The sequence below is a fragment of the Leptospira levettii genome (assembly GCF_002812085.1).
Lineage (GTDB): Bacteria > Spirochaetota > Leptospiria > Leptospirales > Leptospiraceae > Leptospira_A > Leptospira_A levettii.
In genome coordinates, this window is sequence record NZ_NPDM01000005.1 from 252846 (window position 1) to 265643 (window position 12798).

Sequence of the window (12798 nt, forward strand, 5' to 3'; positions counted from 1 at the left end):
TCCATGACTTTTAATTCTGGGAGATTTGGATCCAACATGTGGTTTAAAAGTCCTTACTTAAAATATCCTTTTTTATACAATAACTCTGCATTCAATATTGCCGCACCAGCAGCACCTCGAATCGTGTTATGCGAAAGAACTACCCATTTCCAGTCCAAGATTGCATCTTCTCGTAACCTTCCCACAACAGTTGTCATTCCCTTTCCTGTGTCCAAATCGAGACGAGGTTGAGGGCGGTCGTTTTCTTCGCGGTAAAGAATAGCGGGGTTCGGTGCAAACGGCAATCCCAATTTCTGTGGTTCCCCTTGAAAATCTGCCCAAACCTTTAAAATCTCTTCTTTTTTTGGTTTTTTATCAAAGGATACAGAAACACAAACTGTGTGCCCATCAAATACAGGAACTCGGTTACAATGGGCCGAGATTTTAAAGTCTGCGGATTTGATGACACCACCTTCTACTGTCCCCAAACATTTTTGAGGTTCCACTTCTGCTTTGTCTTCTTCTCCACCAATATAAGGCACAACATTCCCAAGGATATCCATGGTAGGAACACCAGGGTAACCTGCTCCTGAAATTGCCTGCATTGAAAATAACATAACAGACTTTAATCCAAATGCATCCATCAGTGGTTTAAGTGAGATCGTCACTCCCATAATTGTACAATTGGAATTAGTGATGATTTTCCCTTTTGTTTTTTGTGCAGAAAGAACATCCAAATGATGTGAGTTTACTTCTGCAGAAAGGATTGGAACATTTGGGTCCATTCTATGGTTTTTGGAATTGGATAATACCATCACTCCAGCTTCTGCATAAGCAGTCTCTACTTCCCCTGCAATGGATGCATCGAGACCACTAAACACAAGTTGTACGCCTTTTGTTACATTTGGATCTGGTAATGAAATGATAATGTCTTTTGCATAAGAAGGAATGTCAGAAGAAATCTTCCAACGAGACTTCATCACGTCACCATAGGTTTGGCCCGCACTTTTTTCCGAAGCTGCTAAATGAGTCACCGTAAAATAAGGGTGATTCTCCAAAAGTTGAATGAATCTTTGACCGACGGATCCTGTTGCTCCCAGGACTCCAACTTTGATTTTTTCCATAATTTTCCTTATCTAATGTAAGGATTGAAAAACATGTTATTTCGGAAAGAGATTTCCAATTCTTTCCGCATAAATCGAATTCATTTGTTCCATTCCTACATAAGTGAAGTGATGGAAATCAGAAAACCCTTGCATGGGAAGCACACCGTGGATGTCCCAAAAATGTACTGAACCCGAATCCAAGGATTTCAGAAAAAGCAAATGGTCCCTATACCAGTCCGAATCCTCATACCAACTGAGAGAGATTGGATTTTCTGGGTTATTGATGAGCAAAAACGGGATATTTCGATTTCGAAAATGGTCTGCGATTTTTTGAAGGTAATGAAAATGAAAAAAGGGCCGGAATTTTTCCGTACGGATCCTTTCTTTGGCAAGTTTTAATGCGACTAAATAACCAATTCCAGGTCGTTTGTCCAAACCTTCTAACAAACGATAGTAAAAATAACGAGTATAGGTCTTATCATCCATCCTTTTATAGCGATAGTCTTCCGTACGAGGTTCCCGTGTGTATTGGACACCTGACTTTGCCACTTCTAGGCCAAAAGTCTGTTCCAATCGGACACCCATGGGATCATAATGGTAATCCAAATAAGCTCCCGTAGCTTCATGTGCATACCATACTCGTTCCAATGTAGCAGTGATTTGTTTGTTTTCGCGAAAGAAAATTGGATCCAAACGAACATTCGTCCATCGGGCATCTTTTAGGTTCACTACCTGGTTTGTATCGCCATTAGAAAAGGTAAGTTTACATGTGGATCCAGCAAGCAAATAGGGAGTGACTTCCAACCAAATCCCTTTTTCTTCCATTTTATGTGTTGGGAAAAAACTAAATTGTTTCCCTGTCCAACCAAGTCCATTGACTCCTTCTGGAATGTTGACACCCATATAAGAATGATAACTTGTATTTCGCCCAAATCTGTGTTGGATTAGGTTCTGGAGGTTTTGTTCGTAAATGTCTTTATATCGGTAAAAAGTGAAGCCAGAAGATACAATATAACGAGACAAAGTTTCCGTGTCCATCTCTGAACCCACTTCCTTTAAAGTTTCCCAAGGAAAAACCCATAATGATTGAGGTGCTTCTCCAAAGGTCAGTGCATCTCGTATCATTAATGACTCATCAACTGTATCATTCCTTCCATCTGGAAACAAAACATACGTTCGGTGGAGGCGATAATCAATAAAATTAACAGGATAAACTACTAAGTCGGGATCCAAGGGTGTAAGCCAATTGAGAAGTAAATACACATACAGGGGGCTGTTGCCTGCATACGCTAAATAAAAAACATCTACATCTAACGAAAATTTTTCCTTTAAGGTTTTTTCCAAGGAGCGTGCATCAATGGAATAATAGGCAACAGAACTTCCCACAATGATGATCCGCTTTTTTATTTTGGGAAGGGAACGTATCCTTTCATATTCATATAAAAAATTGAAAAAATGATTGGTATTCCAAGGAGATTCATTTGGTAAAAGGAATTGGATTTTTCGGAAAAACAAAACATCAATCCCGAACAAAAAAACAATTAAGCATATAAGGAAAAATATTCTTTTTTTCATATTCACTCTTAAAAAACAAAGTAAACGAATGGTTTACTTTCAGCAGAATACAATACAATCACTATCAAACTTAAAACTGCCACTAAAGCCAAAAATGCCAATTTTCCTAAGGAATTTTGCATTTTTTCAAATATCACTAACAATTGTTTGTTTTCTTTAAACACCCGAATCCCGATCAAATGGCCAATCACTACCAATACAAAACAATAAACAAATTTCATTTCGAGGGTGTATGGTAACAAAAATCCCTCTTTTTTTGTAAAAAGGCCCTGTAGGTAACACAGGGAATCACCCAAATTAGCACTTCGGAAGAATACCCACAAAAGACTTACCGAAAAAAAAGTTAATACCACTTTGAATGGCTTCCATGCAGGTAAGACCTTAAGAGAATAACGGACCCCAATCCATCTTTCGATCACAAGTAAGATGCCATGCCCAAAACCCCAAACGACAAAATTCCAAGAAGCCCCATGCCAAAGACCACCAATGGCCATGACAAGGATAAGGTTTCGGTAAGTAAAAAAGTCTCCCATTCGATTTCCACCTAGAGGGATGTAGAGGTATTTTCTTAACCATTGGGAAAGTGAAATATGCCAACGAGTCCAGAACTCTGAAAATCCACTCGATAGGTAGGGCATTCGGAAATTTTCAGGCAAATGGAATCCAAATAGAACTGCCGTGCCTTGGGCAATATCAGTGTACCCAGAAAAATCACAATATATCTGGAGAGAATAGGAAAACATTCCTACCCAGAGAGCAGAAGACGACATCCTATCAGGGTGTGAAAACACTAGATCTGCAACCTCAGCCAGATGGTCAGCCAACACCATTTTCTTAAAAAGACCAAGTAGGACCAAAAATGTCCCAAATAAAAAAGGGATCCGTAGGAGGTGCAATGGCCTCCGTATTTGAGGTAAAAAAGACTTTGCCGTGACGATGGGGCCTGCCACTAACTGTGGGAAAAAACTAAGGAACAAAAGGTAGGATGAAAATTTCCTCTCAGGGACTAGTTCCCCTTGGTAAACATCCACTACATAGGAGATCGATTGGAAGGTATAAAAGGAAATCCCAACGGGCAAAAGCCATTGGCTCCAAAACGTCTCTGGACCTTCTGGCGAACCGACAATAGTTGCCCAATTTTCAGCAATAAAATGCCCATATTTAAAAAATAATAACAACCCGAGGCTATTGGAAAGGGAAAGGAATAAGAAAAAGAGGCGCAAGCGGTCCGACCTGGTGCCATGGATGACCCGAGCCAAAACAAAATCAACCATTGCAATCCAAATGATTAAAATTAAGTAATTTTTATTCCAAAACCCATAGAATAATAGACTAATTATAAGCAAATATAATGTCTGCAAAAGTCTGATTGCTGATTTATTTTGTGCATTTTTATGATTAATGAGAGGTAGCGCAATCTGTAGAGAATACCACAGAACCAGTGAAATGACTAAATAGATACCAAATAGTGCTGAATTAAATAGCATATATTTGCTTATTTTTATGCACTAAACATTGTATTTGCATTTTACTCCACAGTTTGGGCAAGTGCAGGTGACTTCTGCCTTTACGCGGCGACCCTTTGCTCCTTCCACCTTCCCAACTGCCACAAATTCAAAGATAACACCCTCTGGAACAAAATGACCTGAACCATATTTGGCAGTGCCTTCGATTACATTGGAGCAGGCGTGACATTTCACTCTTAAACGTATTGTTTCTGCCATACCAAGGAAAGATGCGGAGACTAGTCCCCCAGGCAACCAATATTCGTTTTTCTGCCAATTTTACATAGGGATGAATTTCAGATACACATGACATATTGGCAGATAATTGGCCTCTTTTGGGGTGATTGGCGGGTGGAAATTAGAAGGGAATCTTAACCGTGGCATCAGGGAAAATGCCTCGTTCTGGGCAGATGATTAGGCTTAAATGCCTATCTTTCGGCAATTTGGTCTCGTTTTTAACGAAACACAAGGCACTTAACGGTTTCTAAGTCGATTCTCTTGATCAGAGCAAACACTCCTCAGGCTACAATCGCGCCCATAGAATTTTGCATAATGGTGCTCTTAAAAGATTCCCTTTTTCAGTGTTGTTGATAAGTCCTTCTTTTCGAAGAAATGACGGAATTTGGTCACGAAACTAGCTGGGACGCAGGGAAACTGAAAAGGTCCAAAAGGAGACGAAATCAACCCATAAGGACCGTAAAGAAATGAGTTACTGACGAAATGCCGGCACCAAATTCCAGGCGGGGAAATGCCGTATCACGGGCCGACCATTCCCAGTCACCCCTTCCCTTTGTCGCCCTCACTTAGGCACTCGCTGCCGAAGGATGGTCTCTCGCAATGATCCGTGCCGATTGGCATGCCGTACTACGGGCAATTCTGAATCGTCATTTCCTTCTCCTATAATTGCCTAAATATAGGCAGTTTTGACTGGTATCACAGGAGCTAGCCGTTCAGAACTGATTCTGCCGTAACTTCAACCAGGTTGACCCTCAATTTTGACCATATTTGCCTAAAATTAGGCAAATATGGATCCCCCTTGCAGTCCCCACGGAATGGGTGGGATTTTGTCGATTTTTGCACTTTTCTCCTGTAGTGGGCACAGGGAGGGAATACCAAAAGAATCCTCACGAGATGCAGATCATCACATGAGGGATGTTTGGATTATTTTTTAGATTTAGATGTATTGGTTTTGGCTTTTTTTACAGGAGCCGAGGATTTTGAACCGGAAGAGTCAGTTCGTTTGTTTTTTGCGCTAGAAGTGGCTTTGGATGAAGACTTGGATTCTTTTTGATTCCCACGAGTATTTCCAACTCCTCCTGTGCCATTTTCTTCATTGGATAGGATGTCGCTGGGCATTCGGCCGTTTCGTTTGACCATGTAGATGAAATGTCGGACGTATTGTGTGTATGGCTCAGGAATGGTTTTTGGATCAAAGTCTTTTGGCTCTTGGAGGAGTTGGTTGACGTGAGCCAATGGGAGGTCGTCCTTACTGGTTGCCATGAGAATCTCCAATCGCTTGCAGATCTCAGAGTCATTGACCTCAGTAGACAATTTTCGCATGGCGTTGAGAAATTTTTGGAAGGCAACTCGCTTCGGTTGAGACATATCCCCAGAAAACCAAAAAGTCCTGGGCTGGCAATCGATTTTACAGGTAGATTCTCCACTTCCATTCTTGGTACCAAGTTGTTCTCTTGGTAAACTTGGCAATGAGAAAGGCCCATCTCCATTTTTCCTGGAATAGAAACAAACAAGGAAGATGGATGAATCGATGTAAAAATCCGGATCGTATGTTTTTCCACTTTGGTGTTTGGAATTTGGAAGAAGTCTTGTGCATCCCTACGATTAGATGGAATGGCGATCTCTTGGTTTGGAGTGACCACAACTTCACTAATTACACCTTCTCGCAGTTCAATGGCAGGAACAAGTGGATCGTTTACGAGGACAACTGGTTTGTCCCATTCACTTGCAAATAAGGATCCTTGGGAAAAAAGGACAAAAACCAGAGCACAAAAAAACGGTATGTTTTTTTGCAATTTTTGTGCCAACTTTTTTGTAATTTCCAAGAAAACCATGTGAATATCCATAGTTTTCCCTGAAATTCGAGAAAAATAAAGCATTTTTTAGTGTTTTTTCTTATTTTTTATACAGGGAGGCCCGCACTCTGAGTTTCCATTCCCACAAAACAATTTCGTGTTCTAGGTCTTTTGCCGAGTCCTGTTCTTTGGCTAAGAGAGCATAAATCATATGAGAGATGTCTTTTGAAAACCCACCATCCAATTCTATTTCGAATGCTTCGACTTGGAATTCCAAAATTAAAACAGCCAACCGAAAGGCTTCGTTCATGGCTATGAGTTGGGGTTTGACTGTGTCTAGCTCGGGTTTTTTATATTCATTTTTGATCATCACATCCAAAAAGGTTCGGATGAACATAACATCGTCAGAGGACAAATGGAAATCTAGGAGGAGTTGTTTTACCTTATCTAACTCCATGGCACGGAGGTGGATCCTAGCTAAAAAGACTGGGTTCTCACTATAAGTATTTAGGTTTTGGTTTTTGGCTACATCTGTCGCACGGACCTTGTCATAATCCACCACTCCCTTGTCTTTAGATTCTTCGGTTTTGGGAGACTGAGATTCTGCAGACGTGTTGATCCTTTTTTTGATCACAAGGATATTCATACTCGGGTATCGGATTTTAAAGGAGACCATGTCTGATCTTGGGATTTCTTCATCGACAACCAAAAATTGCGCCTGTTCTCCCCGCTCCCAAGCGGCCATCAAATCCTCTTTGTTTTTGTAGTGGTAAATGACAACTGGTAAAACATCACTCTGGCTTCCCGTACCCAGATAAATGGTTTTGATCTCATTGGAGAAACCATGTTGGTATGGAATGACCATCTTTCCTGCTTTTACATTCACAAAAGAAAGTTCTCCCAAATGGAAATGGGAAACGTCAAAATCATCTCCAAAAAAACCCACTCTCGGGACATTGACAACGATGGAATTATTTTTGGCCCCTTTGGGGACTTCGGGACCTGATTCGGTAAAAACGACGTAGGTCAGTTTGGAAATCCGGACTTTTACGAGAAACCCTGCCGGAGTTTTCCGTTCTTCGTATACAGTATCATCCATCTTTACATCAAACCAAGTTGTTTCATTTTGTATTGGAGAGACCCTCTCGAAATTCCCAAAGCCTTTGCCATTCGAATTTGGTTTCCCGAAAAGATACGCATTGCCAAAAGAATCTTCTGCCTTTCTAAGGCTTCGATCCCTCGCCGCAAGTCTAAATCTTCGGCATCTGGAATCTCAATATCCATCCGGTTACGGCCTGCCAAAAGATCAGGAACGTCTACCATTTTGGTACGACAAGTTAAAATTCCAGAGAGAATCGCACTCCTCAATTCGACGAAATTTTCTCTATAAACTCGATTGAGAAGTTCCTCTTCACCTGCCTGGCTTAGCGTAAGATCGGAACGATTTTGATCGTGGCATAATTCTTGAAAAATGGAATGGATGATTTTGGAAAACGTAGGTTTTGGCAAATGGTTTAATGAAGGCAAATAGACTGGATTTTTTCGTAACATTTGGACAAATTCAGGAAGGACTTCGTCACTTGCATTTGAATCACCTAAGAGAAAAAGGTTACCTTTGAACCCCGACTTTGCCCACCAATCCGCAAGGATTTGTTGTTGCCCCAAGGAAAAATGTTCTGGGTTCGTAAATACCAAACTTCCAAAATTTGACTCAGTTCCCCACTCCTGGAGGGCTTTTTCAAATTTCCCAAAATGATCAGGTACGGATTCTACAACGAGAAAGGGAGCACCAGAAAACTTGTTAAGATGGATCCATTTTGCTAGACTTTTTTTCCCCGATCCAGGAGCTCCAAAAATAGAAACCAACTTCTCTGATCCGAACCGCTGGACTGCTGATTCTAGATTGGGGATTTTGTCTCTGAAATAGAGATAGGAAACATCAGAATCTTTCGGTGTAAAACGATCCGTTGGTGGCTTGTTGCCACTCCACTCTTTACCAATTTTTTCTGCAAAAAGGGAAAGGAGAGCCAAAACAGAATAGGATGTTTCGCCTTCAAATTCGACGAGGAGGAAACCAATGCTTTCCTTCGCATTGATCCGGATCGACATTGCATTCGTTGATTTTCCAAATAAAGGGAATTCCTTCCCAGAGAAAAAAACAGGTTCCCTGGAAGTCATGAGAGTCTCCCATTGTGCAGAACCACGATTCAGAAACGAATAATAAAACCCGTCCTCTCCATATCCGAAACTTGCCGACTCATAAAAAGAATCTTCGTCCTCTGCTTTGAGAACCACAACCCCAGAGGCCAATTCAAACTCGGTACATAACTCTGCCCACAAAGAAGGAAGGATCGTTTCCATCCATTCTTTGCCTGTTTGGCCGGATGCAAACAAGGAAGCGGCTTGAGGGGGCATGCTATGAAACTGTTTAAATTTAATCACTTTGTCAAGTACGTACCTATTTGAATGTCGGATGTCCGACAGAAACAGAAGAGATAGTTTTTGCTAATTTTTGGCATGTCGGATGTCCGACAATGAAGGTAGAAATGGACAAAAATCCCTTTTTTTGTTCCCTTTCAAAAATTCAATTGATCCCAAATTTTCGAATGGAAAGCATACCAATTGGGAAGGAAAAAGAGAGATAGATGATCACCATTGCAGTTGCAAATCAGAAAGGCGGAGAGGGTAAAACAACTACTTCTTTGAATCTTGCCATGGGATTGGCTCGCCGAAATCTCAAAACTTTACTCATCGATATGGACCCACAGGCAAATTCTACAGGAATTTTTTTAAATCCTGAAACTGTCGAAAAGGACCTTGCCCACTTATTCCAAAATTCAGCGAACATAAAAGATATCATTGCTCCTGCATATAACAAGCATTTGTGGATAGCTCCATCTAGCATGCGTTTGGCGGAAATGGAGACAGTTTCCGTAAACTCGGTAGAGGCACCTTACATCCTCAGGGACTCACTTTCCGGACTTAAGGATTTTGACTTTGTCATTATTGACTGCCCACCCTCCCTCTCTATTTTCACAGTGAACAGTTTGGTAGCCGCTAATTATGTTTTGATCCCACTACAAGCGGAGAAATTTTCGATGGATGGGATTATGGGCTTACAACAGACCATCTCCTCGATCAAAAAGAGGATCAACCCCGACTTGGAAATTTTAGGTGCCCTCATCACCCAATTAAAACCCCAAACATTATTAACTAAGACAATCCTACCCGTACTCACAAAGTATTTCAGGATTTTTGAACATACGATTTCTGATGGAGTTGCGATCGGCGAAAGCCATTTGGCCAAAAAATCAGTCTACGACTACAACCGGTCTTCCAGACAATCCCAAGAATACGAAGGTTTTATCGAGGAGGTTTTAAGTGAGCTTAAAAAGTAAACGCCTAGGAACTCTCGCTGACATTTACCAAGCCGAAAATTTGGATGGAACCATTCGTACGATCCGAATGGACAGGATCCAACCTTCCGAATACCAACCGAGGCAAGAACGAAAAAAAGGGATCGAAGAATTAGCCCAGACCCTAAAAGCGGATGGCCTTTTACAACCCATCATCGTGTCAAAAGGGGAAAAAGAAGGTAGTTATAAGATCATTGCCGGGGAGAGACGGTACCATGCTGCAAAATCCTTAGGATGGGTGGAGATTGAATGTAAAATCTTAAACCGACCCGACAAAGAAATCTACAAACTGGCTGTCATCGAAAACCTACAGAGAGAAAACTTATCCCCCTACGAAGAAGTAGATGCCCTTCTCTTTTTAAAAAATTCCTACCAATACACGGACCAGGAATTGGGTGACTTATTTGGAAAAAGCCGCAGTTACATGACGGAAGTCCTTTCGATTACATCCATGTCCAAAGCAGATTTGGAAAAATGTAAAAAAAATGAAATTTATAATAAAAACCTGCTCGTACAAGCCGCCCAAGCAGCAAAAAAAGGAAGTTTAGATGAATTTCTCACCTTGTATCACAAAGGTGCACTCAAAACCGTAAAAGATGCAAAAGACTTCAACAAACAAGTAAAAACGGGTGATGGGACAAATCAAAAATCCTCCCCTCTTTCTGGCTACAAAATCAGACGGACCAGTAGTGGGATCCAAATCCAATCCGAAGACGAGATTTTACTGGGAGACATTTATAAATTCATCAGAAAAGAACTCTCGAAAAAGTATGGTGACTCGGCATAACCCAAACAAGTACTTAGCAGTCAAGTACTAAGGAAAAAAATTTTTGGCCCGAGTAGGGAAAAATACTGTACGAACTTGACAGTTACCAGAATCCGACAATAATGTGACATAATAAAACTTTTGAAAGGTTTGAGCAAACACCTTTTCGTTTGAGAAGGTGTGGGGGCATTCTATTGTCCTAACCCGATCGATAAAAAAATCCCCTGGAACACCAGGGGGTCGGGGTTTCCCGAAGGAATGTTGTTGGATGAGACATAATTAACATTATGTCAGATAATGTCAACTCCTTCGAATTATTTGCTTAAATTTAGTTTGATTTTTGCAGAAATCGGAGGAGCTTCCTTGAGCGACCAGCGACATCCCTATATCCGCCTGATGACCGACATCATCGATTCTGGTGTCTGGGCAGGGTTATCTCATGCTGCAAAGACGTTGTATCCTGTGCTTTTAAAATTCAGTGACTACAACTTCAAACCCGTTTGGCCAAACACAGAAACCCTTATGCGCCTAACAGGATTCAAAACCAAAAAATCCATAGTGACTGCCAAAAAAGAATTAACACAAGCAGGCCTACTCTACCAGGTTCCAGGGAGTGGAAGGACATCCACAAGGTATCATTTTTCTTTCCACTATGAGGGTTCCAGAATTACCCCTCTGGGAGATATGTCGATACACCTCAGGGGAACCGAACCGGAGACCGCTGGGGGAGTCAATTTACCCACAAAGGGGGTTACGGATGGATCCCCTAACCATATTAATATAACTATATCCAATACAAACCATGTACCAGAGACAAAGGACCAAAGCGAAAGTAAAAGAGATTCGAAAGAAGGGAAAAAAGACTTCGAAACTCTTGTCGATTTATTTGGCCCTGAAATTGCTTTAGAAGCTTATCGCAAAGCAGTGGACCTCCATATGGAATCGAATGTTTCCTATGTCCAAACTCTCTGTAGGGAATTGGTGAGTGCCCAGCGAAAAGAAGTGCTTAATTCTGGGCAAGATTCAGGAAATGAATCTATTCTGCCCCACCCAGCTTCCTGGTCTGGGTTTTTGGCTTGGGCATCGAAACAATTGACAGAATCTTCCTTTCGGCAGTTGGAAAAAATCCAGGTGACAACCGATGGAAATGTAATCATCGTTTCCTCTCCGATTCTTGGGCATTTACGCCAAATCATCCAAATGTATTTTACGGAACGAGTGAAACCAGTTGTGCTCGTGGTTTTTACAGAAAAAGAAGAAGGCTCACGTGTCGGTGAAATTCGATAGACTGAATAGAAAAACGGTATTTTTTGGAAGGAATCATAACTGAAAAAGCGCATGAAAGATCATTTAATTCGCACAAGCCACCCCTACTCTTTGCCCATCCAATCGGTTTCCACAACGGGAACGTATGAAATCAAAAATAATGAGTTTTTGTCATTTTTTGAAGAAAAGGAACAGTCATCTCTCTCCTCGATCATTTTCCAATTCGACGATGTTGTTTTTTTTAATGGGATCGAGTTATTACCAGGGAAGGATGGATTGGATTTTTTTCCAGATTCCTTCCGTTTTGAATTATCCCATGATGGTAAGTATTGGGAACCCATCTTACAAGAATCATCCTTTCGTAAGTCATTCAAAACTTCAGCTAAATGGTTGTTTTCATTAACAAGCGCTCGTTATGTGAAGTTTATTTCAAAAATTTCAAGAAAAGCAAGTAATGGAAAAAATCGAATTAGTTTTGGCCCATTAAAAATCTTAATCAGTGGTGTTCAGTCTATCCAAGTTAGTTCTGAGTTAGATAGACTTTATGTGAAAGAAAATTTATTCGATACAAGACCTGATTACGGATGGTCTTCTAAGAAAAAAGAAGAACCTGCTGATGAATATGTGATTTTGGATATGGGATCAGTCAACCGGATTGAAGAATTTCGGATGTTAACGAAAAACGATGCCATCACCAATTTCCCTGAAAGGTTCATTGTTTATTACAGTGAAGATGATCTAACTTGGCACCAGTTACATGAAGAAAATTATTTTTTATCTGAGCCAGGCACTTGGTACAAGTGGCGTTTCCCACCAGTCAATTTACGATTTTTAAAAATTGTTTTTATCGATGAAAAACAAACTAACAAAAAGGAATACACCACCGAAGTCATAGAACTTGAACTGTATTCTAGCGCAGATAAAAAGGAATCAGGTGGTCCAACCAGAGAACCACTCCCCTATGCATCTGTTTTAAGATCGGGAATCATTCGGCTCGCAGTTGATGGCGAAGTGAAAGAAGGTGTTGTTGTCCAATCCAATGATAGAAGGTTAAGAGACGCAACAACCGAATACCGTGGAATTGTGGAACTTGCATCCGACGGAGAAGAAAAACCAGGTGTTGTTGTGCAAGGGAATGATAAACGCCTAAAA

Annotated in this window: 11 protein-coding genes; 4 read left to right on the top strand and 7 right to left on the bottom strand. The window is 40.9% G+C overall.

All coding sequences use genetic code 11. The features are described from left to right. Positions 1–53: 53 nt before the first annotated feature. The 7 genes from asd to CH354_RS15235 form a co-directional block, all read right to left on the bottom strand. Positions 54–1103, bottom strand: coding sequence for an aspartate-semialdehyde dehydrogenase (asd, locus tag CH354_RS15200; RefSeq protein ID WP_100727744.1), 1050 nt, complete (start codon positions 1101–1103; stop codon positions 54–56). Between the two features lie 36 nt (positions 1104–1139). Further along, on the bottom strand, positions 1140–2660 hold the full coding sequence (locus CH354_RS15205; protein ID WP_100727767.1) for a hypothetical protein: 1521 nt from the start codon (positions 2658–2660) through the stop codon (positions 1140–1142). A gap of 8 nt (positions 2661–2668) precedes the next feature. Next, on the bottom strand, positions 2669–3934 hold the full coding sequence (locus CH354_RS15210; RefSeq protein WP_276328278.1) for an MBOAT family O-acyltransferase: 1266 nt from the start codon (positions 3932–3934) through the stop codon (positions 2669–2671). 234 nt (positions 3935–4168) lie between these two features. Further along, positions 4169–4384 carry a hypothetical protein gene (locus CH354_RS15215; RefSeq protein WP_100716066.1) on the bottom strand — a complete coding sequence of 72 codons (216 nt, stop codon included), beginning with the start codon at positions 4382–4384 and terminating at the stop codon, positions 4169–4171. A 942-nt stretch (positions 4385–5326) separates the two neighbouring features. Further along, a complete protein-coding gene (locus tag CH354_RS15220; RefSeq protein WP_100716065.1) occupies positions 5327–5770 on the bottom strand; it encodes a phosphatidylinositol phospholipase in 444 nt (147 codons plus the stop codon). A gap of 528 nt (positions 5771–6298) precedes the next feature. Continuing rightward, on the bottom strand, positions 6299–7297 hold the full coding sequence (locus CH354_RS15230) for a hypothetical protein (protein ID WP_100727747.1): 999 nt from the start codon (positions 7295–7297) through the stop codon (positions 6299–6301). 2 nt (positions 7298–7299) lie between these two features. Beyond that, positions 7300–8613 (bottom strand): helix-turn-helix domain-containing protein, encoded by a 1314-nt coding sequence (locus CH354_RS15235; RefSeq protein WP_100727748.1) that lies wholly within the window; start codon positions 8611–8613, stop codon positions 7300–7302. 230 nt (positions 8614–8843) lie between these two features. On the opposite strand from CH354_RS15235, the gene CH354_RS15240 reads away from it, so the two are divergent. The 4 genes from CH354_RS15240 to CH354_RS15255 all read left to right on the top strand — a co-directional run. Next, a complete protein-coding gene (locus CH354_RS15240; protein WP_100727749.1) occupies positions 8844–9596 on the top strand; it encodes a ParA family protein in 753 nt (250 codons plus the stop codon). Continuing rightward, a complete protein-coding gene (locus tag CH354_RS15245) occupies positions 9580–10401 on the top strand; it encodes a ParB/RepB/Spo0J family partition protein (RefSeq protein WP_100716015.1) in 822 nt (273 codons plus the stop codon). Before CH354_RS15240 ends, CH354_RS15245 begins: the two co-directional genes overlap by 17 nt. Before the next feature lie 375 nt (positions 10402–10776). Then, complete coding sequence (locus CH354_RS15250; protein WP_165780368.1) at positions 10777–11667, top strand: helix-turn-helix domain-containing protein; 891 nt, start codon at positions 10777–10779, stop codon at positions 11665–11667. A 51-nt stretch (positions 11668–11718) separates the two neighbouring features. Next, positions 11719–12798, top strand: a 1080-nt coding sequence (locus CH354_RS15255; RefSeq protein ID WP_133122038.1) for a discoidin domain-containing protein, incomplete at its 3' end; no start/stop codon positions are given.

Bases quoted from the DNA above. Each gene is read 5' to 3' on its own strand.
- asd (WP_100727744.1), bottom strand. From the start codon at position 1,103: ATGGAAAAAATCAAAGTTGGAGTCCTGGGAGCAACAGGATCCGTCGGT.
- CH354_RS15205 (WP_100727767.1), bottom strand. From the start codon at position 2,660: ATGAAAAAAAGAATATTTTTCCTTATATGCTTAATTGTTTTTTTGTTC.
- CH354_RS15210 (WP_276328278.1), bottom strand. From the start codon at position 3,934: ATGGTTGATTTTGTTTTGGCTCGGGTCATCCATGGCACCAGGTCGGAC.
- CH354_RS15215 (WP_100716066.1), bottom strand. From the start codon at position 4,384: ATGGCAGAAACAATACGTTTAAGAGTGAAATGTCACGCCTGCTCCAAT.
- CH354_RS15220 (WP_100716065.1), bottom strand. From the start codon at position 5,770: ATGTCTCAACCGAAGCGAGTTGCCTTCCAAAAATTTCTCAACGCCATG.
- CH354_RS15230 (WP_100727747.1), bottom strand. From the start codon at position 7,297: ATGGATGATACTGTATACGAAGAACGGAAAACTCCGGCAGGGTTTCTC.
- CH354_RS15235 (WP_100727748.1), bottom strand. From the start codon at position 8,613: ATGCCCCCTCAAGCCGCTTCCTTGTTTGCATCCGGCCAAACAGGCAAA.
- CH354_RS15240 (WP_100727749.1), top strand. From the start codon at position 8,844: ATGATCACCATTGCAGTTGCAAATCAGAAAGGCGGAGAGGGTAAAACA.
- CH354_RS15250 (WP_165780368.1), top strand. From the start codon at position 10,777: ATGACCGACATCATCGATTCTGGTGTCTGGGCAGGGTTATCTCATGCT.